The sequence below is a fragment of the Bradyrhizobium sp. SK17 genome (assembly GCF_002831585.1).
Lineage (GTDB): Bacteria > Pseudomonadota > Alphaproteobacteria > Rhizobiales > Xanthobacteraceae > Bradyrhizobium.
Genome location: NZ_CP025113.1, coordinates 3,485,398 through 3,508,678, shown reverse-complemented (window position 1 = coordinate 3,508,678; position 23,281 = coordinate 3,485,398). Strand labels below are relative to the sequence as shown.

Genomic DNA, 23,281 nt, shown 5'->3' with positions numbered 1-23,281 from the left:
GTTCACTCGCAGATGTGGTCGAAAATGTCGTCGATATGCAGCGCGACGGCGTCGATGACCGGCAGCTCGATCGTCGCGACAGGAAGCAGCAGGGGGAGTTCCGTGCAGGCCAGCACGATGGCGCGAGCGCCGCGGTCTTGCAGCGTCAGGCTGACGTCGGCGAGCGTGTCGCGGCCCGCGGCATCGCCGCCATCGACCGTGAGGATCCGCTGGATCAGGTCATCGATGCGCGCCTGTGCGACCTCGTCCGGAAACAACAGCCGTCGGCCGTCGTCGAGACGGCCGCGGGCGGCTCGCGAACCACATGTCAGGGCGGTGCCGAGCACGCCGACATCGACGAGCCCGTTCGCCCCTAGTGTTTCCGCCACCGCCGACAGCACATGCGGCACGGGCACGTCGACCGCGGCGGCAACGGCGCCGTGCCAGTGATGAGCGGTGACCGCAGTCAGCGCGATCACCTCGCAGCCGGCGTGACGCAGCCGGCGCGCCGCATCGGCCAGACGCGCCTCGATCGCGGCCATGTCGCCGCGGGAAGCGAACGACAACAGCTCCGCATAGTCGAGGCTCTCGATCTGCCCAACGACCGTGCCGTGAGGGCCGAATATCCGCTCGGCGGCGCAGTTGAGCCGCTCATGGTAGAGCGCGGTCGATCGCCAGCTCATGCCGCCGATCAGGCCAAGGCGGCGACGCTGCCTCCGTCCGTCCCATGTCGCCTGCGCCGTGCTCATGTCCCGACCGCCGGCCTCGTCCGCCCGGTCAGCAGCGGCAGTCCGAGCGTGATCAGGACGAAAGCCCCGGTCAGGAACTTGAGATCAGACGGATGCAGTCCGGTCGCGAGCCCCAGCGAGACGAGCTGGTAGTAGACAATCGAGCCGACGACAGGCGCGATGATCTGTCGCTCGATCGACGCCTGGCCAACGATCGCCTCGCCGATGATCAACGCCGCAAGCGCGTTCACCAGGATGCCGAAGCCCATCGTGACGTCGGCGTAGCCCTGCTGCTGGACCACCAGCGCACCGCCGAGCGCCGCGAGACCGTTGGCGAGGCTGAAGCCCAGTACGACATAGGTGCGCGGCGAAATGCCGAGCGCCGGCGACAGCCGCGCATTGGCGCCGACGCAGCGCAGCGACAGCCCCATCTCCGTACGATAGAAGCCGATCAAGGCGAGCACGACCGAGCCGACGAGGGCGGCGAACACCGCCACTTGCAGCCAGTTGCTGAGCAGGATGTCGGGGGTGATCGCGTCGTAGACCGACAGCTCCGGCGCCACCGAGCGGTTCGGCATGCCCATCGCCCGCAGATCGACACTCCAGATCATGGTCGCCACCAGGATTCCGGCAAGCAGCGATGGAATGCGCAGGCGCAGATGGATCAGCGCCGTCGCCGCGCCGGCGAGAGCGCCCGCGGCCACCGCAAACACCGTACCTGCCCACGGATTGAACCCCGCCGTGATCAGCGCGGCGGCAACGCAGCCGCCGAGGGGAAAGCTGCCCTCCACGGTCAGGTCGGGCAATGACAATGTCCTGAACGGAATCATGATGGCGATGGCGACGAGACTGTAAACCAGGCTCTGCACCAGCGTGACCGGCACGAGATTGAGAAAGACGCCGATCATCGTGCACCTGCTCGCGCCAGGACGATGCGATCGTCGGTGAGATGGAAGCGCGCGACCAGATCGGCGACCGTCATGGCTGCCTTCTCCTCACCGATATCGGCGACGATATGCCCGGCATCCATCATCACGATACGCGACGCATATGACAGCGCATGCTGCATGTTGTGGGTGACCATCAGCGTGGTCAGGCGCCCCTGGCGCACCAGCGCCGCGGTCGCTTCCATCACCAGTTCCGAGGTCCGTGGATCGAGCGCAGCGGTATGTTCGTCGAGCAGCAGCAGCTTCGGTGGCCGCAATGTCGCCATTGCCAATGCCAGCGCCTGGCGCTGGCCGCCGGACAGACTACCGGCCTGAGCGTCCAGGCGGTTTTCGAGGCCGAGCCGAAGTCCGGCGAGCGCAGCGCGGAAGTCGTCGAGACGGCTGCGCGTGACCGCGCGGCGCAATCCGCGCCCGCTCGCGCGCATCAGGGCCAGCGTCATGTTCTCTCCGACCGTGAGCGAAGGCGCGGTGCCGATCATCGGGTCCTGGAACACGCGTGCGACGACGCTGGACCGGCCGTGCTCGGACATCCGCGTCATATCGGATCCGTCGATCATGATCCGACCGGCATCTGCGCTCAAGGCGCCGCCCAGGAGATTGAGCAGCGTGCTCTTGCCAGCGCCGTTGCCGCCGATCACGGCGACGACGTCCGCCGCTGCGACCTCGAGATCGAGGCCGGCGATCGCGATCTTCTCCGATGCCGTCCCGGCATTGAAGACCTTGCGTAGCCCGGAAGCGACGATCATCGATCTCAATCCACGAGGCAGTTGCAAGCGCTGAGCGCCGGCGGCACCTGAAGCCCGAGGACGGCGAGCTTGCGGCTGCTGATCATCGGCACGTGCTCGGCAGCGGTCGCGCGATACGGCGGGATGGTCGCCGGATCCGTACCTTTGAGAATGCGCGCGGCGATCCGCCCGGCCGCCTCGCCCGATTGGGCGAACGACACCGCGAAAGCCGCCAGCGCGTAGTTCTGCCGCACCGCGTCCGGGATGGACGTGATCACCGGAAGCTTGGCACGATCGGCGGTCGCCGAGATCGCCGCCATTCCCTGCTGGATGCGTCCCGATGCCACGGTGAACAGCGCATCGACCTGCCCGACCGCCGACTGCACCCGCTGCGACAATTCATTAGGGTTATCGACGCCGATCTTGACGATCGTGACGCCGCTGCCGGAAGCGGCCGCCTCCATGCCGTCGACGGCCGCCTTCGAGCTGTCGTCACCGGTGTCGTAGAGCACGCCGAGACGCTTCAGGTTCGGCAACAGCCCCCTGAAGAAGGTGAGACCGGCTGCGTAGTCGAGCGCGACGGAGGATCCCGTCATCAAGCGATCGCCCTTGTCCCACGACGGCACGAGCTTGGCGTGCACGGGATCGGCGATCGGCATGAACACGATGGGAAAGCTGCGCGACCGCAGCTGATTGCGCGCGGCGATCGAAACCGGGGTTGCCACCGTCACCATCAGATCCGGCTGCGCACCCGCAAGGCGGGTCAACATCTGCGGAATCAGAGCGGCGTCGAAATTGACGTTGGTCTCGTCGAACGTCACGTCGCGGCCTTCGGCGAAACCGCCTTCGGCAAGCCCCTTCTTGAAGCCGGCGATCGTCTCGTTGAGCGTCGGATGCGGGCCCCATCCGGCGATCGCAACCCGCCTGCTCTGCGCCGACGCACCCGACGTCACGACGCCGGCGATCGCCAGCGTCAACATGACACGCTTCCACATGACTTTCCCTCCGCCATTCCCTGTATTGCATATTGTGCAATCATATGCAGGATATGCAAGAGGATTTGTTGAGCGGATTGAGGCGCAAATGAAGGCGGTTTTTTTCGAAACGCACGGCGACTTGTCAGTTTTGCAGTATGGCGACCTGCCGCGGCCCGAGCCTGCACCCGGCTGGGTCCGCCTGCGGGTCCGCGCCTGCGGTCTCAATTACCTCGACATCTTTTCCCGGCGCGGCATGCCCGGCATCAAGGTCGAACTGCCGGGAGTTACCGGCGGCGATTGTGCCGGCGTAATCGACAAGCTCGGGGATGGCGTCGAAGGCTGGACGGTCGGCGAGCGTGTGCTGCCGGTGTCGCATCACGTCGACTGGAGCACTGGCCAGTTCGAGATGCTCGGCGAGACGCGCAATGGCGCGATGGCCGAGTACTGCACGGTTCGCGCCAGCCAGTTGATGCGCATCCCCGACGACGTCCCCGACGAAAAGGCTGCGGCACTTCCTTGCGCCTACGGTACCGCGCACCGCATGTTGCACACCCGCGGACAGATCAAGGCCGGCGAAACCGTGCTCGTGCTCGGCGCGTCGGGCGGCGTCGGAACCGCTTGCGTGCTGTTGGCGAAGCTCGCCGGCTGCAAGGTCATCGCCGCCGCGGGCAGCGACGACAAGTGCGCACGGCTGCGCGACCTCGGCGCCGACGAAACCATCAACTACAGTGCCGTCAAGATCGACAAATATGTCCGTGAAACGACCGGCAGCCTGCTGCGCGGCGGCGGCGTCGATGTCGTCGTGAACTTCACCGCGGGCGACACCTGGGCGCCATCGATGCGCTGCGTCAGGCGTTTCGGCCGGTTGTTGTGCTGCGGGGGCACCGGTGGCTATGCCGCCGTCACCGATATCCCCTACCTGTTCATGTCGGAAATGAGCATCATCGGTTCGACCGGCTGGGATCGCTCGGATCAGGAGGCATGCCTTGGCCTTGTCGCGCGGGGACTGCTCGATCCGCCGATCGATCGGGTATGCGCGCTGTCGGACGGCATCGCCGCGGTGCGTGCCATCGAGGAGCGCGCCGTTGTCGGCAAGGTCATCGTGAAGCCCTGATCGGAAGAAGGTGACAGGATGAACAGCCCCCCTCACCGCTTCGCGACGGCTGCCGACGTCGCGGCGTTCGCCGCAGTCCCGCTCGCGCAGCGGATCGCTGGCCGCGACATCGTCGCCATGATCACATCGCACGCCGATTGCGATGGCGAGGCGGACGCCATTGAGTACATTCCCTCAGGGCGCGCCGGCGATGCGGTTGCCACCACGTCGCGGCGACAGCTGTGCGACGGCGCACGCGCCATCGCCGTGCGGCTGAAGCAAGCCGGCGTTGGCCCTGACGACGTCGTGGCGACGCTGCTGCCGAATGGTCCGGCGACCGTCGCCACAGCGATCGCCGCCCTGGCCGTGGCAACGCTCGCGCCGATCAACCTCTACCTCGAGCCAGCGCAGGTCGTGACGCTGATCGCAGAGAGCGGCGCCAGGGTGCTGCTCGTGCCGACCGACCCGCCACCGGCACTGGCGAAGATGCTGGCGACATTGCGCGCGGATTGCGAGCAACGGGCAATCGCGCTGATCGAGATCGACACGGCACGTCTGCCGGTCGCACCTGCCGATGCTCCGCCGCTGCGGTCGCGGGCACCGCAGGACCAGGTCGCGCTGTTCCACACCGGCGGAACGACCGGCCTGCCGAAGTTCGTACCGCTGACCGCACACAATCTCGCGGCTGCGGCGCTGATATCCTGCTTCGGCTACGGCTACGCCGCGCGGGATCGCGTGCTATGCGCGATGCCGATGTTCCATGTCGGCGGCCTGTTCGCCTGCTCGTTGTTTCCCCTCAGTGCCGGCAGCAGCATCCTAGTCCTCGGGCCGCTCGGCTATCGCGGCGAAGGCGTCGTCGCGGCGCTCCCGGCGACCATCGCCCACCATGGCGTCAGCGTGGTCGTCGGCCCGCCGACGGTCATGGCGCAACTTGCCGCCAACCTGCCCGATCGCGCCGGCCTGCCCCACCTCCGCCTGCTGATCAACGGCGCGGCGGCCTTGCCGCGCGCGGTCGGCGAACGCCTGAACGATGGCCTCGGCGTTCCCGTGGTCGAACCGTGGGGCTTGACGGAGGCGACGCTCGCCGTCACCAGCGGCCCCTGTTACGGCGTCAATCGACGGGGCTCCGTCGGGCTGGCGCTCCCCTATTGCGAAGTCCGCGCCATGCGGACCGACGCGAACGGCCGTGCGATCGGCGATGCCGGCGACGACATCGGCGTACTGGCGATCCGTGGCCCTACGGTGTTCTCCGGCTATCTCAACCGACATGCAGGCGAGCAGCCCTTTTTTTCCGATGGCTGGCTCGACACCGGCGACCTCGGCCGTGTCGATCGCGACGGCTTCGTCTGGGTGACCGGACGTGCGAAGGAATTGATCAAGCGCGGCGGGCACGGCATCGATCCCGGCATGATCGAGAATGCGCTCGCGGCACACGACAGCGTCGCCGTGGCGGCAGCGGTTGGCAGGCCCGACGCCTATGCCGGGGAAATTCCGGTGGCCTATGTCCAGTTGCATCCGGGTGCTGCCGCAGGTGAAGCGGAACTGCTCGCCTTCGCATCGCAGCGCATCCAGGAGCGCGCCGCGATCCCGAAGGAGATCATCATCCTTCCGCAACTGCCGGTCACCGCCGTCGGCAAGGTGCACAAGCAGCCGCTCAAATTGGATATCACGCAACGCGTCGTCGAACGCCTCATCCACGCCATCACTGGCGCCGACCAGATGGCCTCCGTCGCCATCTTCCCTCATCCGCGCCACGGCTTCCTCGTTCACGTGCGCGCTGCTGCGCGGCACGTGCAACCGATCGAGGACGCACTCGGCGCATTCGCGTTTGCCTTCGAAGTCACTCCCGCCAACAAGGTCTCTTGATCATGCTCGATGTCGATGCATTCCGCCGCATTGTGGAAACGGCCGCCTTTCACCAGTTCATCGGGCTGAAGCTCGACCGGGCGGACGATGTCGCCGGACTCGTGGTGCTGCGTCTGCCCTATAGCCCGGCGCTCAGCATCTTCCCCGATGCCGGCGTCTACCATGGTGGCGTCATCGCTGCGCTGATCGATGTCGCCGGTGCGGTCGCCTGCGGCCTGAAGACCGGACGTCCGACCCCGACAGCGAACTTCCGCGTCGACTTCCTGAAATCGCCGGCGAAGATCGATCTGATCGCCACCGGAAGGCTGGTGCGAGCCGGCAAGGCGTTGTCGGTCGCCGACGTCGAGATCAGCGACGACAAGGGCGAGGTCTACGCCGTTGGGCGTGGCACGTTCAGCACGACCGCGTCGTTCAAGGCGATCAGTGCCGGTGCAGCAAGTGCGCTGACCGGAAACCCGCCCACGGCCAGGACCGAAAACTAGCCGCCCTTCGTGATGGAGGCCCAGCATTTACTGAGATTTCAACAACTTACGTAGGTGCCTTTGCTGCGTGCCATGGCGCGCGCGTCTGGCTCATCATGCTGTTTCGTCGGCGGTCGAGACGACCGCCGTGATCGAATCGCCCCTCGCCTCGCGGCGATAGCCACGGGAACAGCACGGCATGTCCAAATGACCGGGCAGATCCGCTTTGTGAATGGCCTCGAATCCCGCCTCGAAGTCAAGTCATTATCCCAACAAGATCATAGGCTTGCAGCTGGCTGGGGCGGGAGGGATCGAACCTCCGAATGGCGGAATCAAAATCCGCTCGGATCTCGAAGAAAATCAGCGGCTATTCTGAATTTCGAGCGGTTTGCGTCTCCAGTTGGATCAATAGGTTACAAGGCGATTCAGAATGAAAAGGGAGCGCGTCGGACAAGCCAAGCGTGCCGGCTAGACGCTATGGCCAGCGAATTGGTCGCCTATCCGTGTTTCCTATCAAAGGAAGACATAGCTCCAGACTGCCGACGCGCCCATTCAGGAGTGCGTTGGCAATGCCGGACAATATTGACCCTCCCTGGGGGTTGCCCACGGTCAATCATCACCCACCGTTCGCAATCTCAGGCATGCTCGGATCGTTCGCGATTTCGTTGAGGCTCTTCTCGACAAGAGTGATGCTCTCGGCCGCCGATGCAGCGGTTGCAAATGCCTGGCTGCTACGAACAACGAAAGGCCGCCGCACGATCTTGGACCCTTCAGTCAATGTATGGCTTGAATGCCGCGCGAAGCATTACAAAGACTGGTCTCGCGGACGTACGATTGCGAGTCACTCGCGAGAAGGCTGCTTCACGCCCCTCTCCGGCTCGATCATCTGAGATCGTCCTGATCTTTGTAGGACTCCGTCAACCGTTGAAGCGCCTCAGTCCGGTCCGCGCCCGACTTTCGCATGTTCAGGTATTGCTGGCACATGTCACCATACAGCTTCCTGTTCGGTGTCGTATCCGCGACATCGATCAAGCCGGTCATGGTGTCAACGACGCGTTCGGGCTGACGTGCTTCAGCCAGCATGTCGCTGGTTTGCGCCGTGCGGTTGGCGATCATGCGCTCATCTTCGACGAAGCGAGTGCGAGCCTGGCCGAGCGCGCGGCGGAGCCGATCGACCTCCGGATCGGTCGGCAGGACCTCATGACCGACTTCACGACTTCTGAGCCAAACTGCAGGATCCACCCTGTCCTTGATGGTCAGCCATTCCGGCAGTTTGGTCTGCTCCTTGACCACGACAGTCTTCCATTTCGGCGGCTCAGATTCTTCGTTGCAGGCGCCAAGACTGACCATGAACAGTAGCAAGACAAACGAAATGACGGTGTTCAGGCGAAAGCCCGCGATGGTCATCGAACCCTCCGCATCCAGCTCGCCTCACGGCAACGATGGAAATCGTTGCCGTCTTAACCAGGCGGGCGCTGGCATTCACAGCGATCGCGTTGGACGCCTGACTTCAATGCCCCGCTCCTTCGGCCATCGCCTTGATGCCATCAAGCCCGGCGCGAAACAGCCTCGCCAACGCCTGCTTGGCGGCGGCGTCGTTCAACTCTTCCGGCGGCTCATTCTCGGTATCGCCGCGATAGACGTGGGCGTACCATTCGACCTGGCTGCCGCCCTGCTTGCCGGGCGTCACGACCAGCGTGGCCGAATAGGAACTCGCCGGCAACGCCTTCAAGTTCGGATTGAGCATCCGGTAAGTGTAGGTCATGTGAGCCGGGTCATACTCATCGACCTCTTCCTCGAGCATCTCGCCGTTCTTGAACGTCATGACCCGCTTCTTGTTGGTACCGGTGCTGGTCTTCAGCTCGGAATTCCATTTCGAGACGCCGGCATAGTCTCCAGCGATCGCCCAAACCGCCGACGGGGGAGCGTTGATGTCGATGGTCTCGTCGACCTTCTGCGGCGTCGGACCATGCGCCAGCGCCGAGGTGGTAAGAACAAAGAAGCCAAGAGTGATCAGCAGCGAACGCATCATGTCCTCTTCCAGTGCAGTTGACGATCAAGCGTGGGGAAAACCCCGTAAAGGATCAGCAGCGCGACCAGCGCGAGAGCACCGGGCAGCCATCGCCAATCGGCGTAGCCTTTGCTGAAATGCCGGGTCGCGACCGGTAGCAAGGCATCGGCGAGCCCGCCGGCATCAGCCATATGCGCGTAAGCCAACCCGATCTCGGCTGCCCGTGATTTCAGATAAGGTTCGCGAACCGACGACAGATGCTCGGTTCCCTTGGCCGCGACCGCACCGAACGGCGCATTCCGCGGCTCGTATCCCGGTCGGCTCGCAGCATCGGCGGGTGGCGGACCGAACCGGTTTTCATGTGGCACGTCATCTACACCCCAGAACCCGATCTCATCGCCGCGATCGTCGAACTTGGGAATCGGCGACAGCGCGTAGCCGCCGGCGCCGACAATGACACCCTTCACCGCGCCAACCTGACCGTCAAAAGCAGGTCCTCCCGAGAGCGGCAGTGGCGGAGCCTCCTGCCCATCGGTGATGAAGACGAGATCGCTTTTCAGTCCCTTTGCCATCTCGATGGCGCGGAACAGTCCGGAGGCGATGTGGCTGTCACCATCCCACGCCTCGCGCCAATTGATCGCATCGATCGCGCCGCCGACGGCGCCATAATCCTCGCACACATCGATCGGCTCGAAGAGCAGAAAGGGAATCCGCTCACTGAACAGCGCAAGGCCCACGCGGCTCGGGCACGGCAAGTCGCCGATCATCTGCTTCAACGCAGCCTTGGCAACGTCAAGCCGGCTGACCGGCTGACCCGCGACCTGATAGTCGCGCGTGTTCATGCTGCCCGTGATATCGACGACGATGAGAATGTCGACCCCGCTTCGGGTGGTTGCAATCGGCGGCAGGACCGCGGCAACAAGCCCGAAGGCCAGTGCCGCAATCAGCACTAGAGTCCGGGGATCGCCGATATTGTCGTGGCAGGCGCGCCGCAGAGCGTCAGGGATCGTCGACATCACGGCAGTCCTTTCGGCACACCCGGAATGTCGGCCCAAATCTTCTTGCGATCCGTTTTCACGGTATCGCCAGCCGTGCGCTCGAAGGAAGGAAAATCGCGGATCAGACGCGAGGCGACGTCGAGGTTGAATTTAGCGTCCCAATCATCCGGCACCGACGTCAGCGCGCGGCGATATTCCTGCCGGGCAAGCACGACCAGCGGACCGGCAGCATCGATCTTGCCCTGCGTGAGTAGATCGAAGGCCTGCCGCAATCGCCCGTTGGCAAAGTTGTAGTGGGCGGCAGCCATGATCTGCTCCGATCCGGTCTTGTCCAACGCTTCAGCCAACGGCTGCACCTCGTCGATCCGGTCATGCGACAGCAGGAATTCGATCCGCGCCAGCAGCGCCTCCGGCCTTGCGCCCGTCGAGACCACGACGTCGCGGTTCTGCTTCAACTCCCGGATTACGCGGTTCGTTGCGTAGGAACGAAAATCGATAACCACTAGGCCAAGCGTCAGCAACCCGAGCGCGGCCGGGAGGATCACGATCAGGCGCGGCCTCAATTGTCGCCACGCTCGTGCCGGCGCCCTCATGCGGCAACATCCAGCGTTGTAGGGACAGACGGCGCCGAAGACCGGCGCGAGATAAGCCGCACCTCGCACAGCTTGGCTGCGACAAGGATCAGAATGCAGAGACAGGCGAGCGCGTAGGCCCAGCCGGTCAGGTCACGACGCGGCAAACGCTCGGTATAGGTGATCGGATAACGCTCGAGCGCGTCGATCTGATGGATCGCCGCCTCGACTTGCTGCGGATTCTCCGCCTGGAACGCCTTGTAGGGAATCTCGAGGGTTTGGAAATACAGGTTGAGATAACGCTCCGGCATGGCTTGCGGCGTGTTGTCGTCCGGCCCCGGTCTGTCGAACATTCCCTTGCTGCCGGCGGTTCGCAGAAAGAGGAAATAGAGGTCGGTCTTGAACTTGCGAAACTCGGCGCGCAGCTGATCCTGGACATGCGATTCGATCACGGCGCCGCCGTCGGACACCAGCAGGATCACATGATGCTCATCGGCACGATCGGTCGCGAACATCGACAACGCCATGCCGAGACCACGCGCCATGTTGGTGAAATCGAGTCCCGGCCGATCGCTGGCATTGATCGCCGCGAGTACGGCGTCGTGATGGTCGGTCAAGGGCAGCACCAGCATCGGCGCGGTCGAGAACGCGGCGACCCCGAACAGATCGTGCGGCCGCCGGCCGACAAAATCGTGCAGCAGGCGCTTGGTCGCAGCCGCCTTTGATTCTTCTCCGCCCGCCGGCGTGGTGCCGGCGAGGGTGTCGTTCATGCTGCCGCTGCGATCGAGCAGGATGACGACCTGCGCCCCTTCCCCGACGCGGCTGACCGTCTGCCCCTCCCGATAGGGTCCCGACAAGGCGACGACGACCAGCGAAATCGCCAGCACGCCTGCGAGACGCAGCACGAACCGCACGAGGCTGGACAAGAAATCCGCCGGCACGACGGCCGAACTGCCGAGATACGACGTTCGCTGGCTGGAGAAGACCGCCGGCAGGATCGCCAGGACGAGGAGCGGCAGCAGCCACGGGCGATCGATCCAGATGCTCATGGCCGCGCCCGCTCCGCTTCGGCCATCTTCCGGGCGAACGCTTCAATGGCATCGAACGGGAATTCTTGCCGCGATCGCGCCGTGTTGCTGGCAAAGAAGGCCTGCCGGGACGCAGCGAAGAACTCCTTGAGGCAATCCTCCAGCGGCCGAAAGATCGCATGGCGTTGAAGAAATGCCGACACATCATCGGCCATGACCCGGCGGTGATCCGTCTGATCGATGCCCCGATGCAGAATGAACAGCGCCTCGAGATAGCCCTCATCGGTGTCACGCTTCGGGCGCAGCTTGCGCAACAGGTAGACAGCGCCGCCGAAAGCGCGCGCCGGACGGGCGTGAAATGGCCACCAGGCGCGGTCGAATGCGAGATAGATCAGTGCGAGCAGCGTAGCCGCTATCCCCACCGCGGTTTCCAGCCAGAGCCGTTCGACCTGTACGGAGAACGCGGCGCGATCCGGTCGCATGTAATCCCTGGGATCTTCCTTGGGTGCGGGCGCGACCTCGCGCAACGGCGACACGCCGATCGTCCAGGCCGGAATATCCGCCGTGATCGCGCCGGCGCCCCCCTCGAGCCGGATCCGGATGGTGAAGGCCGGAATCTCCATCTGGCGCGCATCGAGTGCGTTGTAGAAGTTCTGATAGACCATCTTCAGCGAGACCAACCGGACGTCGGCCTCACTGCGCGCGTCGACATCGATCGTTCGCAGATCGAGCCAATAGGTGACGGGTCCGGGATGCGGCAGCGACGCGGGCTCGATTTCAGCATCATGCGCGAGCGTTAGAATAACATCCACGATGACGAAATCGCCGGCAAAATAGCCGATATCGCGGGGTGTCCGTATCGTGACATTCTTGACCACGCCGGGCGCTGGTTCGGCCTGGACCGTACCGACACTCACCACGACGCAGAGGGCCAGTGTCAGCGAGCACACAGTGAAAAAGGCCGACACGCTTCGGTTCACGTCATGCCTCCATCAGGCTGCGTGAAAACCGGTCGATATCGAGATGATCGGCGATCATCACCGGTGCGCGACCGAACTCGGCGGCGAGGCGCGCGACCGCCGCGTGCCGCGCCTGTTCGCGCGCGATCCATTCGCGTTTGAGCTTCGGGCGCATGAAGGCGATGCGCCGGGCCCCCGTCTCCAGGTCCGAGAACTCCATCAGTCCCCAATCCGGCAGCGCGATATCCTCAGTGGAGTCGCCGACGAGAACCGAGATGACGTCATGCTGCGCGATCGATTCGAACATTTGACGCAGGAACGGTAGCGGCAGCAGGAAATCGGAGATAACAAAGACCATCTTGCGCGCGCCGACGAGATAGTCGGCCGCCTGACGCAGCCCCTCGGCACTGGCGCCGCGGCAGGACGCCCTGGCCAGCCGGTCGGCGACGTCGTCGGCAACACCACGCCGTCGCTTCGCTGGGATGAAGCACTCCGAGCGCACGCCCTCATCACAACCGATCAGCCCGAACCGGTCGCCGCTTTGCGTCGCCGAGCGCGCGAGCGACGCGCACAGCGTCGTCACGAGATCCATCTTGCGGGCATGTCCCTGGTAACCGAGCGAGGCGGTCAGATCGACGATCGCATAAAGATCGATCGACGCACGTTGCTGATATCGCCGCACGATCGTATTCTCGAACGGGTCGCGGATCGTTGCCCGGACATCGATGCGGCGAGCATCCGGATGAGCCATGAAAGGAATCTGGTCACGGAAATTGCCGAGCGATCCAACCTGCCGGCTCGGATGCGCACCGGCACGCAGCCCGGAAATGCGACCACGCGGCCGATAGTGGATGTCGGGTCCGTCGGTCATGGCGCAGCAACGCTGGCCAGCACGGCGGCGCAGAGATCACCGACAATCTGCTCGCGGCGCAGCTCATAAACGGGATCGAGGAAAATACGGTGCGCGACCGTCTCGACGAACACATCCCGGACATCCTCCGGCACCAGCATATCGCGTCCCTCGAGCCAGGCGCGGACGCGCGCGGCTCGGACCAGGAAGGCGAGACCGCGCGGACTGCCGCCGCCCTGCACCAATCGGATCATGTCGATCGAAGCGAGCGTGATGCCGGCTGTGGCCGGGTGGACGATCGCATCCCAGAGCCGCAGCACGTAGTTCTGCACGGCCTCGCTCGCATGAACGCTTTCCTGGATGATTCCCGCCGACGCGGACAGCACGCGATGATCCAAGGCCGGTTCGTTGATCGTCTGCAGCAGCAGATCGACATCGCGATAGCGCGGATCGAAGATCAGTCGACGCCGGGTTTCCGGATCGGCCGGGGCCTCGACGGGTATCTCCATGAAGAATCGGTCACGCGCGGCAGCCGGCAACTCGAATGTTTCCTCCTTCTCGACCCGGTTGCGATCGGCATAGACCTGCAGATGCGGAAAATCATAGGTGCGCTTGAACGCGGCAACCGAGCGCTCTGCCATCAGCCTCAGCAACAGCGAATGAACCTGGGGGCGCGCCCGGTTGATCTCGTTGAAGAACAGGATCGACAGGTCACCGGCCTTCTCGAGGATCGCCGACGGCTCGATGCGTGGACGACCGTCATCCGCGATATAGGTGTGGTAGAGCAGGTCGGCCGGCATCATGTCGACGGTCCCTTCGACGCGCTCATATCCGCCGCCAATGGCCCTGCCGACGGCGCGCAGAAGCGTCGTCTTGCCGACGCCGACGTCACCCGCTAGCAGCACGTGGCCCCGCGCGAATATGCAAATGGTGATCAACCGAACAGCGCGCTGCTGTCCGATGACCACCTGCCCGACCTTGGCTTCCAGCTCCCGCGCGGCTCCGCGCAAGGCCTCCAACGCCAAGGCGACCGACGCCGGATCGTTCATTTACACCGATCTTCTTTTTTCATCGTTCTCGATCTCGACGGATGGGCCGCGGTTCGAGAGAACAGTGTTTCCACCGAACCACGACACACCAGCTAGTAGGAGGCCCCGGCCCACGGCCGATTTCGGAGCGCTCAATCCGCCGGGATCTTGTCCACCTCATAGATGAACTTGCCTGTCTTCCTGAAGTAAGCGACGCGTTTCGCGTTGCGTGCCTCCATCTCGCGTTCGGAGTTGCCCTGCTTGGCGAGCTCCGCTGGATCGTGCTTGGGATCATACTTCGATCCGGCAACCTTTTCAGGAAAACCGGGCTTGGGTTCCCAGCAATTGCCAGGCGCCTTGCACTTGGTCCCGTCATAGGCCATCGCTGGGCTGCCGAAACCGGCCGCGGCGGCGACAGCAATGGTCGCGATTGCTACCGTTGTCTTCACTTCCTTTCCTCCCTTTTGCAGTATCGGCCAAGATCTGGCGAGGCTTGGCTCCTCTTGTTGACTAAGCGCTACTTCATTTCTTTTTCTCGCCGGCGCACAGCCCCGGCGCATTCTCTGGGAATGTCTCGCCAACCTTGTAAGGCTGGAAGGCCTTCTTCTGCTCGGCGGTGAGCCAGGCAGCATCCTTGACGTCGTCCTTGTAGAGATGGCGTACCCAGGCCATCGTCTTCAGGATTTCGTCCAGTGTCAGGTCGTTATGCGGCCCCATCTGCGACCGGGCTCCACCGAAAATCGTCTCAAACAGGCCCTGATCGGTGACATTCTTGGGGTAGGTCCAGTAATCGTCGTTGAGCCCCGGGCCGATCTTGCCTTCGGCGATTTGACCGTGACAGCCGGAGCACGCTTCGAGGTACAGGGTTTCGCCCTTCGGCAAGCAGCTCTTGTCCTCGATATAGGGGTCCACGCCTGTCTGCAGAAACTTCTTGACGGCGGGTGTGCTGCGCCCCTCCTCCTGCGAGGTCGAGAGGTCAATCGGGTCCCCGGTATCGGTATTGCGGAGGTCGAGCGACGTCGTCGGGACCGGCTCCGCCGCCAACGCCCATCCACCTGAACTGAACGCTCCCATTGCCAGTGCAACCATTGCGATCAACGCCCGTGCTCTCATCATCATTCCTGAACGCCTGCTCCATTTCTGTCCGCTGTCACTTCAATGCCTGAACGACCGGTATGCCCTCGTCCCTGAGAATGGCGTCGATCTGGAGTGCCGCCTTGGCGAGAGAGACGTCGAGCTGGGTCAGAAGCCTGGTATCGCCGAGACGGACACCCATCGACTGGTCATATTGCTGGGGCAGCTTTTCGCCATCGCTGCGGGTCGCATCGTCCTTGATCGCAACCATCTTCAGCGTCGGATCGGATTTGACGTAGCGTGCGACGTCGGCCGCGAAGGCCGCGGCCATATCGGCACCGCCATTGTGCACCTCGGCGACCATACGCTCGGGCGGGATCTGGACGTATTCGTTGCGCGGCGAGCGGAACCCTACCAGCGAATACAGATACGCCATGTTATCGGCGTAGAGATTGATCTGCTTCAACATCGCTTCGCTCGGCGACCCCAGATCGACGACAATGTGACCAAGCGACTTGATCTTCGGATCGTTCCAGGACCGGATGTCCAGGTTCTTGTCCTTCTTGGTGATGAAGACATAGCTTGTCCGATAATAGGGCTTGGTGGTCAGTACGCGCTGATCTCCGGTATCCAGCCCGATCACGACGTCGCATTTATTCTTGTTGAGCCAGTCGCGCACCAGATAGATCGCCGGCTTGTCGGCATACACAAAGACCGGCTCACGACCCATCGCCTTGGCGACGACGGCAGCGATCTTGTTCTCAAAACCCGAGTTGTCCTGCGCGGAATAGGGCAACTGCTTTGCCGAAGCGCAGATCCGCAGCTTGGTATCGTCGGCCGCTGGTGTCGGCGGCTCCCTGGCCGGCGCCGCGGTGCTGCCTGCCTCGGGCTGGCCGATCAGCTGAGCGGCCACGACTGAGTTGGACAGGGCCAGGAGGAGACTGAAGGTGGCGGCGACCGAGGCCAACGCCGACGAATGGGATGCAAGCCGTGACATCGCGCTAACCGTCTCTTGATGCGGAGGTGACGAGGACCGCGTCCAGATCTCTCTCCGGAACCCCTCCGCCGACCGGACGTCGGCGGAGGTCTCAATCCAGGTGAAGCCGGCGCTCAGAGACTTACTTGGTCGACTGATACTCGCCGAGATTGACGTCGTCGTACGGACCCTTGCCGCCGAGCGAGAACACCATCACGCCGCCGCCCATCTGGGTGTAGTTGGCGAGCTTCTTGAAGGCGCCCACGGCACCGAGACCAGCGGTCGGATCCTGCAGGTCGAACACCAGGCCGACTGCCGGCCAGCCACCGACGCCGTAGTAGATCGCGACGTACTGCGTGCCGTTGTGCATGTAGGTGATCGGATATCCGATCGCGCCGGAGGGGATCTTGAACTTCCACAGCAGTTCGCCGCTGTCGCTGTCACGGGCCTTGATGAAGCCATCAAGCGTTCCATAAAACACGAGATTGCCGGCGGTCGCCATCGTGCCACCCCAAACGGCGAAGCGTTCCATCTTCTCCCATTTGAAGTTGCCGGTGATGGCATCGTAGGCCTTGATCTGACCGAGGCCTTCGTAGTTCTGGCGATCGCCCTTCGGACCGGGATACATGTTGAGCGTCGCACCCACGAAGAACTGACCGGCACGATACGGCAGCATGAACGGCTCCCAATCCATGCAGATGTGGTTGATGCCCATGAAGAAGAGCTGCCGTTTGGGATCGTAGGAATCGTGACCTTGGTTGTGATAGCCCATCGCCGACGGGCAAATGTCCTTGCCCAGATGGTCCATCCGCGTGCCATATTCAGGATCGCGCACCGGCAACCCGGTCTTCAGATCGACCGACTTGAACTCGTTGACGGTGTCGTCGATCTTGTTTGCCGAAACCAGATCGCCATTGGTCCGGTCGAGGGTGTAGACGATGCCATTGCGGTCGGGATGCGTCAGCAAGCTGCGCATGTGGCCGTCCTTGTCCTTCTGCTCGGACAGCATCATGACGTTGACGCCGGCATAATCCCATTCGTCGTGCGGGGTCTTTTGATAGCCGAACTTGGCTTCGCCCGTGTCGACGTCGCGGCCGAAGATCGTCATCGTCCACTTGTTGTCGCCCGGACGCATGGTCTCGTTCCACGGCGCTGGATTGCCGGTGCCGAAATAGATCAAATTCGTTTTGGGGTCGTAGGCATACCAGCCCCAGTTGGTGCCGCCGCCGATCTTCCAGGCATCGCCTTCCCAGGTCGACAAGCCCAGCCCCTTCTGGCCGTACTGCGGATTCTTGATGTTGAAGTCCGGTCCGATCAGCATGTCCTTGTCGGGACCGGTCGCGTAGGCACGCCAGATCTGTGCGCCGTCGTGCACGTCATAGGCCGTCAGATAGCCACGGACGCCAAGCTCGGCGCCGGACGAACCGACAATGACCTTGTCCTTCACGACGTAGGGCGCGATCGTCAGCGTCGAGCCGACCCGGATGTCGGAGTTCTCCATCTTCCAGACCAGTTCGCCGGTCTTGGCGTTCAAGGCCTCGACATGGCCGTCGAGCAACGTCTTGAGGATCAAGGCCGGCGTCTTGCTGTCGCCCGGCCAATAGGCGAGGCCTCGATTGACGATATCGCAGCAGGCGACCGAGCGCGCTGCCGGATTCTGCTTGGGCTTGTCCTGCCACAGGATCTTGGTCGGATCGTCGAGGCTGAGCGCGAAGGTGTTGTTCGGGAACGACGTGTGGATATACATCGTGCCGTTGACGACCAGCGGCGCCCCTTCATGGCCATTGAGCAAGCCGGTCGAGAACGACCACGCTGGACGCAACGTCTTCACGTTGTCCTTCGTGATCTGATCCAGCTTGCTGTAGTTGTCAGATTGGTAATCCTTACCAGGCATGACCCAGTTGTCGTCGCTCTGCGACATCTTGTCCAAGGCATCGTTCGCCTTGACGGGGCTCATGAAGGTAAATGCTGCTGTCGTGATCATTGCCGACAGCGACACCGTGCGTAGCAGTTTTTCCATTTGATTTAACCTCCCTGGTGTTCCTGTTTGCGCTTGACGTTTTCTTCGACTTACCGTGCTTGCTCCTTTGCTTTCGCACCGCAGTCCTCGACGCTCATCATTTCGTGCGTGTACGAAAGCCAAATTGCTGTGTTGTTGCCGGGATTGCATCACGCTGAGATCGGCGACGTCGCCATTGTCACGAAGGCGCCGACCACGCGATAAGCGGCCGCTCGCGCCCAACGCATCCTCCCATTCACGCGCGACGAGCCTCGACGAGACCGGTCGACTTTCTTATTTTCCTGCGTCAGCCGTACGCTGTTTGAAACGCAGAAGCTTGCCCAAGAACGAAGCAAGTTAGTGCGACAGTGAAATGCAACGAATTTTTTGTCAGCTGCGCGCAACGATGCAGCTTGGTGCGGTAGACTCATCGCCGCGATGTCGGGTTTGATTGTTGACGATGTGCGTCGCAGCGGGAATAGTTCCCGACGATCGTTAGTCCGTTGTCACGCCAGCGGCGTCAGCGAAATCCGGTCGTCCATCACATTTGGGCAACGAGTGGAACGAACATGCCGATGCTGTCCCGACTGGCGCACGCCATCATCGTTCCATTGACCGCTCTCTTCGGATCACTAACGCCGCGACCGGTAGAGCATGTCGCGCTCTATCTCGAGGATCGTCGACGCCCGATGACCGGCGCGGACTATCAGCGGTTTTCCGGCGCCGGCGTTCTGTTCTGCCGGGACGACGACGGCGTTCCGCAGAAGGCGGCGGCGTCCTGGCTGATCGGCAGCCGAACTCTGGTGATGATGAATGCACATAATTTCCTCGATCGTCAGGCCAAGATGACGCGAACGATCGGCAGCTGCTATTTCCAGATCGCGGGCAAGAACTACGATTTCGATCCAGACAGCCTTCAGCTTGGCATCGATTCCAATGCCACCGCGCTTCACATCACCGATGATTGGGCATTGGCCCGGCTGCATCAACCCGTCGACATAACCGTGCTGCCCCAGCCGATTCCCAGCGCACCGCAACTGGCGAGCGGGCTGAAGGATACGAAGGTGACGATGGTGTCGCCTGCGGGTCATGCGAATTTCACCGGCCCTGGAAGCGGCCCCAGCAGCATCGAGAGCTGCATGATCCGCGAGATCGATCTGCCGACCGAGGACGCCATCCGCAGGGCCCGGCACGACTGCAACGATGGCTTTGGCGGCTCCGGCTCCGGGCTCTTCGATGAGGCGGGTCATCTGCTCGCCATGCAGAGTGCGTCGCTCGACATGAATCGGCGGATCGCCTTCGATATCGAGCTGCACTATGGCTCCGCGTTGCTGATCGAAGGAAAATTGCTAAAAGCGATCGTCGCCGCCAGCAGTAGGTAGGCCCGCGGGACGCCTCCAGATGACTCGGCTTGCCGCAGCATAGCGGCGGCATGCCGCGCGCTCGCCTTATCTCAGAGAGAAATCGACATGTCCGAGAGCGAAATCTCAGCGTCTGATCGGCGTTCGGTTCACCGCAGAAGACTTGCGCCGTGTCCGGCGGACTCATACGTTCGGCGCCGGCGCGGCATTCGCGTCAACCCAGTTGGGAGAACACAATGGCCTGGAAGACTCCTAAGATTGTCGAAGTGCCGGTGGGCATGGAGATCAACATGTACGCCTGCGCGGCAGGCAAGTAACTGCGACGACCTGCCCGGCTCGACCAACCGGTTGTTGCGTCGGGCCGCGGCAGACGGCCTTGCCACAAGCGCTGCTGCCGCAAATTGCAAGGTACCGGATCTGAGCCGACACCGACCTTGTGTCGGGCCGAAATGCACGCTTGCAAAGCGCGCCTCGCGCCCCGGATTCGGCAGACTACGATTTGTGAATCGAGGACGGAACGATTCCAAAGTACTCCCGGAACACACGACTGAAGTGCGATGAACTCGAGAATCCCCACGCGAACGCAACGTCCGTGATGGATTTCCCGGCCTGGGTTTCCAACTCCTGCCGGCAGTTCTGCAAACGGGCATGCCGGATATAGTCGCTGACAGTCATTCCCCTGTCGCTGAAAAGCATGTGCAAGTAGCGCTTGGTGCAGCCCAGCGCCGCCGAGATCTTGTCGATGGAAAGCTGCGGGTCACGCAGATTCTCGCGAATGAACAACTGGGCCCGGACATACATCGCTTCGGGGCCGCCGCAATCGAACATCGCGTCGGATTCTCGAAGCGGCAACAACAACAGATCAATCAAGGAATCCGCCACCCAGATCGCGTTGTTCGGCGACAGCTTGGCGGCCTCGTCGAAGGCCGCATGAACAAAGCTATGCGCAATCCGGCCGGCGCCGGTACGCGCAGAGAGCTTGCATGCCGCCATCTTGGCCAGGCGAAAACCGCGTTCCTTGAGCACATCCTTTGGCACGATGACAACCTCGTGCCGCGTCAGCGTCGGGCTGATGATCGTGTGCGGGCAGGAAACATCGTAGGCAAGGCAGTCACCCGGCATCAATTCGATTCGACGGCCGCTCTGTTCGAAGTGCGAGACTCCGTAAGTCTGAAATAGAATTTTGACGTACGGGTGGTCGCCCGGCTTTGCCTGCGCAGCGGTGTGCGCCAGCCGATGCTGGCTTGCCTCGATCTGGCAGAGCTTCAGCTTGGCGATCGTTGCGTAGTTGATTCGACCTTCGAACGACGATGCCTCCATCGGATCGATATCGAAGTGACCGCAGAGATCCGTCAGCGTATCCGACCAAGCTTGGATCTGCTTCTTCGGCGAAAATCCGGAGGTGCTGCGCGAGCTGACCATGTCGAACATCTTACATCCACCGATTCGATACGAACAACTTAACCTTTGCCGCGAGCGCGATGCGATCTGTATCTCGACTCAAGGCGACCCTCGGATCTCGGACAGCACGTTCGCTGTCGTTCCCCGATAATCCTCGGACCGCGCTTCAGCGCAGTCAAGGGGAACCTCAACCTGCAATGACAAACGCGGCACGCGCACGCGACCGGCGAGTAGATCAAGGCCAAAAAACCGATTGCGTTTCGCTTCGGCGCAAATCGCTTTCGCTCTTGGACAAGTTTCGCGCCTCCGAACGTAGTACGCCAATAACACCCAGGAATGTCAGCTTGCGCCAATGATGCACTGCAAGCAACGAACAACCGCGATAGCACGAGCCGAAGCCGTCGAACGCACGAAAACAAGGCTAATGCGGGGATTGAGCGCACTTTGCGGTGCTGAAGAACGCAACAGGAGTACCGAATGAAGACACGCGCCGCAGTCGCGTTCCAAGCAAAGAAGCCGCTTGAGATCGTCGAGCTGGACCTGGATGGCCCCAAGGCGGGCGAGGTCCTGGTCGAGATCAAGGCAACCGGCATCTGCCATACCGACGCCTACACGCTCGACGGCTTCGACAGCGAGGGAATTTTTCCCGCCATTCTCGGGCACGAAGGCGCCGGGATCGTTCGCGAGGTCGGTGCCGGCGTGACGTCGGTGAAGCCGGGCGATCACGTGATCCCGCTCTACACGCCGGAATGCCGCCAGTGCAAAAGCTGCCTGAGCCAGAAGACCAATCTGTGCACCGCGATCCGCGCCACCCAGGGCAAGGGCGTGATGCCGGACGGCACCTCGCGCTTCAGCTACAAGGGCAAGACCGTGTTCCACTACATGGGCTGCTCGACCTTCTCGAACTTCACCGTGCTGCCGGAGATCGCGGTGGCGAAAATTCGTGAGGACGCGCCGTTCGACAAGAGCTGCTACATCGGCTGCGGCGTTACCACTGGCGTCGGCGCGGTCGTCAACACCGCCAAGGTGACGCCGGGCTCCAACGTCGTCGTATTCGGTCTCGGCGGCATCGGGCTGAACGTGATCCAGGGCGCCAAGATGGTCGGCGCCGACAAGATCATCGGCGTCGACATCAACGACTCCAAGGAGGCGTGGGGCAAGCAGTTCGGCATGACGCATTTCGTCAATCCGACCAAGGTTGGCGGCGACATCGTGCAGCACCTGGTCGGGCTCACCGATGGCGGTGCCGATTACACGTTCGACTGCACCGGCAACACCAATGTGATGCGGCAGGCACTGGAAGCCTGCCATCGCGGCTGGGGCGTCTCGGTCGTGATCGGCGTTGCGGAATCCGGCAAGGAGATCGCGACCCGTCCGTTCCAACTGGTCACCGGCCGGGTCTGGAAGGGCACCGCGTTCGGCGGCGCGCGCGGCCGCACCGACGTGCCGAAGATCGTCGACTGGTACATGGGCGGAAAGATCCAGATCGATCCGATGATCACCCACGTGCTGAAGCTCGACGAGATCAACAAGGGCTTCGACCTGATGCACGAGGGCAAGTCGATCCGCTCCGTCGTCGTATTCTGAGATCAAAACACCAAGCACCAGGAGGATAGACCAATGACTGTTCATATCCACCCATCAGTCGACAATGGCGTCAAGCAGGGCTCCGGCCACTTTGCCGGCGGCACGCTGGTCTGCAAATGCGCGGACAAGAAGGTCAAGGTCGGGATCAAGGGCGACGTCGCCCATAATCACGCCTGCGGCTGCACCAAGTGCTGGAAGCCGTCGGGCGCGACCTTCTCGGTGGTGGCGGTGGTCCCGCGCGAGAACGTCACCGTGCTCGAGAACGGCGACAAGCTGAAGATCGTGGATGCCGCCGCGGTGATCCAGCGCCACGCCTGCACCGGTTGCGGTACGCACATGTACGGCCGGATCGAGAACAAGGGCCATCCGTTCTATGGCCTCGACTTCATCCATCCCGAGCTGTTCCAGGAGCAAGGCTCGGCCGCGCCCGGCTTTGCCGCCTTCGTCTCGTCGGTGATCGAATCCGGCGTCAAGCCGGCCGACATGGCCGGGATCAGGTCGCGCCTGAAGGAGCTTGGGCTCGAACCTTACGACTGCCTGTCGCCGCCGCTGATGGATGCGATCGCCACCCACGTGGCGAAGGCCAAGGCGGCCTGAGCCGCAACGCCGCTCTAGCGAAGTGGGCCATGTCATCAGCACCACAAAATGCGGCAGACAATCT

General features: G+C 62.8%; 24 protein-coding genes and 1 pseudogene. 8 read left to right on the top strand and 17 right to left on the bottom strand.

Annotation, left to right across the window (positions count from 1 at the left end; translation table 11 throughout):
- Positions 1–2: 2 nt before the first annotated feature.
- The 4 genes from CWS35_RS16310 to CWS35_RS16295 are packed head-to-tail and all read right to left on the bottom strand — an operon-like array spanning position 3 to position 3,374.
- The gene (locus CWS35_RS16310; protein ID WP_043855509.1) at positions 3–728 is read right to left on the bottom strand and encodes an aspartate/glutamate racemase family protein; all 726 of its coding nucleotides are present in this window, start codon (positions 726–728) and stop codon (positions 3–5) included.
- Complete coding sequence (locus tag CWS35_RS16305; RefSeq protein ID WP_100952524.1) at positions 725–1,615, bottom strand: ABC transporter permease; 891 nt, start codon at positions 1,613–1,615, stop codon at positions 725–727. Before CWS35_RS16305 ends, CWS35_RS16310 begins: the two co-directional genes overlap by 4 nt.
- Positions 1,612–2,400: an ABC transporter ATP-binding protein gene (locus tag CWS35_RS16300; protein WP_024580679.1), complete on the bottom strand. Its 789-nt coding sequence runs from the start codon at positions 2,398–2,400 to the stop codon at positions 1,612–1,614. Before CWS35_RS16300 ends, CWS35_RS16305 begins: the two co-directional genes overlap by 4 nt.
- 5 nt (positions 2,401–2,405) lie before the next feature.
- Positions 2,406–3,374 carry an ABC transporter substrate-binding protein gene (locus CWS35_RS16295; protein WP_100952523.1) on the bottom strand — a complete coding sequence of 323 codons (969 nt, stop codon included), beginning with the start codon at positions 3,372–3,374 and terminating at the stop codon, positions 2,406–2,408.
- An 88-nt stretch (positions 3,375–3,462) separates the two neighbouring features.
- On the opposite strand from CWS35_RS16295, the gene CWS35_RS16290 reads away from it, so the two are divergent.
- From CWS35_RS16290 to CWS35_RS39015, 4 genes are all read left to right on the top strand, one after another.
- Positions 3,463–4,470, top strand: a complete 1,008-nt coding sequence (locus tag CWS35_RS16290; RefSeq protein ID WP_024580677.1) for a zinc-binding dehydrogenase — start codon at positions 3,463–3,465, stop codon at positions 4,468–4,470.
- 18 nt (positions 4,471–4,488) lie between these two features.
- A complete protein-coding gene (locus CWS35_RS16285) occupies positions 4,489–6,315 on the top strand; it encodes an AMP-binding protein (protein ID WP_100952522.1) in 1,827 nt (608 codons plus the stop codon).
- Positions 6,316–6,317: 2 nt separating this feature from the next.
- Complete coding sequence (locus CWS35_RS16280) at positions 6,318–6,797, top strand: PaaI family thioesterase (protein ID WP_100956414.1); 480 nt, start codon at positions 6,318–6,320, stop codon at positions 6,795–6,797.
- 548 nt (positions 6,798–7,345) lie between these two features.
- Complete coding sequence (locus CWS35_RS39015) at positions 7,346–7,666, top strand: hypothetical protein (RefSeq protein ID WP_157817170.1); 321 nt, start codon at positions 7,346–7,348, stop codon at positions 7,664–7,666.
- Here the strand turns inward: CWS35_RS39015 and CWS35_RS16275 are convergent.
- From CWS35_RS16275 to CWS35_RS16220, 12 genes and pseudogenes are all read right to left on the bottom strand, one after another.
- Entirely contained in the window at positions 7,659–8,183 is a 525-nt protein-coding gene (locus tag CWS35_RS16275) for a hypothetical protein (protein WP_100952521.1), read from the bottom strand. The two genes, CWS35_RS39015 and CWS35_RS16275, sit on opposite strands and share 8 nt — an antisense overlap.
- Positions 8,184–8,286: 103 nt before the next feature.
- On the bottom strand, positions 8,287–8,808 hold the full coding sequence (locus tag CWS35_RS16270) for an SRPBCC family protein (RefSeq protein ID WP_311538642.1): 522 nt from the start codon (positions 8,806–8,808) through the stop codon (positions 8,287–8,289).
- The gene (locus CWS35_RS16265; RefSeq protein ID WP_100952520.1) at positions 8,805–9,803 is read right to left on the bottom strand and encodes a VWA domain-containing protein; all 999 of its coding nucleotides are present in this window, start codon (positions 9,801–9,803) and stop codon (positions 8,805–8,807) included. The genes CWS35_RS16270 and CWS35_RS16265 overlap by 4 nt, the downstream gene beginning before the upstream one ends.
- Complete coding sequence (locus CWS35_RS16260) at positions 9,803–10,378, bottom strand: MxaK protein (RefSeq protein WP_100952519.1); 576 nt, start codon at positions 10,376–10,378, stop codon at positions 9,803–9,805. Before CWS35_RS16260 ends, CWS35_RS16265 begins: the two co-directional genes overlap by 1 nt.
- Positions 10,375–11,406, bottom strand: a complete 1,032-nt coding sequence (locus CWS35_RS16255) for a vWA domain-containing protein (RefSeq protein WP_100952518.1) — start codon at positions 11,404–11,406, stop codon at positions 10,375–10,377. Before CWS35_RS16255 ends, CWS35_RS16260 begins: the two co-directional genes overlap by 4 nt.
- Positions 11,403–12,365, bottom strand: a complete 963-nt coding sequence (locus CWS35_RS16250; RefSeq protein WP_100952517.1) for a nonribosomal peptide synthetase MxaA — start codon at positions 12,363–12,365, stop codon at positions 11,403–11,405. The genes CWS35_RS16255 and CWS35_RS16250 overlap by 4 nt, the downstream gene beginning before the upstream one ends.
- A 1-nt stretch (position 12,366) precedes the next feature.
- Positions 12,367–12,936, bottom strand: a complete 570-nt coding sequence (locus tag CWS35_RS16245; RefSeq protein ID WP_371682853.1) for a hypothetical protein — start codon at positions 12,934–12,936, stop codon at positions 12,367–12,369.
- 275 nt (positions 12,937–13,211) lie between these two features.
- The gene (locus CWS35_RS16240; RefSeq protein WP_100952515.1) at positions 13,212–14,243 is read right to left on the bottom strand and encodes a MoxR family ATPase; all 1,032 of its coding nucleotides are present in this window, start codon (positions 14,241–14,243) and stop codon (positions 13,212–13,214) included.
- Positions 14,244–14,374: 131 nt separating this feature from the next.
- Positions 14,375–14,671: a methanol dehydrogenase [cytochrome c] subunit gene (locus CWS35_RS16235; RefSeq protein WP_245438995.1), complete on the bottom strand. Its 297-nt coding sequence runs from the start codon at positions 14,669–14,671 to the stop codon at positions 14,375–14,377.
- Between the two features lie 73 nt (positions 14,672–14,744).
- A complete protein-coding gene (gene moxG, locus CWS35_RS16230) occupies positions 14,745–15,341 on the bottom strand; it encodes a cytochrome c(L), periplasmic (protein ID WP_100952513.1) in 597 nt (198 codons plus the stop codon).
- 31 nt (positions 15,342–15,372) lie between these two features.
- Positions 15,373–16,293 (bottom strand): methanol oxidation system protein MoxJ, encoded by a 921-nt coding sequence (gene moxJ / locus CWS35_RS16225; RefSeq protein ID WP_100952512.1) that lies wholly within the window; start codon positions 16,291–16,293, stop codon positions 15,373–15,375.
- A gap of 121 nt (positions 16,294–16,414) precedes the next feature.
- A pseudogene (locus CWS35_RS16220) lies at positions 16,415–18,220 on the bottom strand (methanol/ethanol family PQQ-dependent dehydrogenase); the annotation flags it as partial.
- A 620-nt stretch (positions 18,221–18,840) separates the two neighbouring features.
- Here CWS35_RS16220 and CWS35_RS16215 point away from each other — a divergent pair.
- Positions 18,841–19,653, top strand: a complete 813-nt coding sequence (locus CWS35_RS16215; RefSeq protein WP_245438994.1) for a serine protease — start codon at positions 18,841–18,843, stop codon at positions 19,651–19,653.
- A 215-nt stretch (positions 19,654–19,868) separates the two neighbouring features.
- A complete protein-coding gene (gene pqqA / locus CWS35_RS16210) occupies positions 19,869–19,949 on the top strand; it encodes a pyrroloquinoline quinone precursor peptide PqqA (RefSeq protein WP_100952510.1) in 81 nt (26 codons plus the stop codon).
- Positions 19,950–20,124: 175 nt separating this feature from the next.
- On the opposite strand, the gene CWS35_RS16205 is transcribed toward pqqA, so the two are convergent.
- Positions 20,125–21,063 carry a helix-turn-helix domain-containing protein gene (locus CWS35_RS16205; RefSeq protein WP_100952509.1) on the bottom strand — a complete coding sequence of 313 codons (939 nt, stop codon included), beginning with the start codon at positions 21,061–21,063 and terminating at the stop codon, positions 20,125–20,127.
- A 447-nt stretch (positions 21,064–21,510) separates the two neighbouring features.
- Here CWS35_RS16205 and CWS35_RS16200 point away from each other — a divergent pair, with 447 nt between their 5' ends.
- Entirely contained in the window at positions 21,511–22,620 is a 1,110-nt protein-coding gene (locus CWS35_RS16200) for an S-(hydroxymethyl)glutathione dehydrogenase/class III alcohol dehydrogenase (protein WP_100952508.1), read from the top strand.
- A gap of 33 nt (positions 22,621–22,653) precedes the next feature.
- Positions 22,654–23,217: an S-(hydroxymethyl)glutathione synthase gene (gene gfa / locus CWS35_RS16195; protein WP_024580244.1), complete on the top strand. Its 564-nt coding sequence runs from the start codon at positions 22,654–22,656 to the stop codon at positions 23,215–23,217.
- Positions 23,218–23,281: the final 64 nt, after the last annotated feature.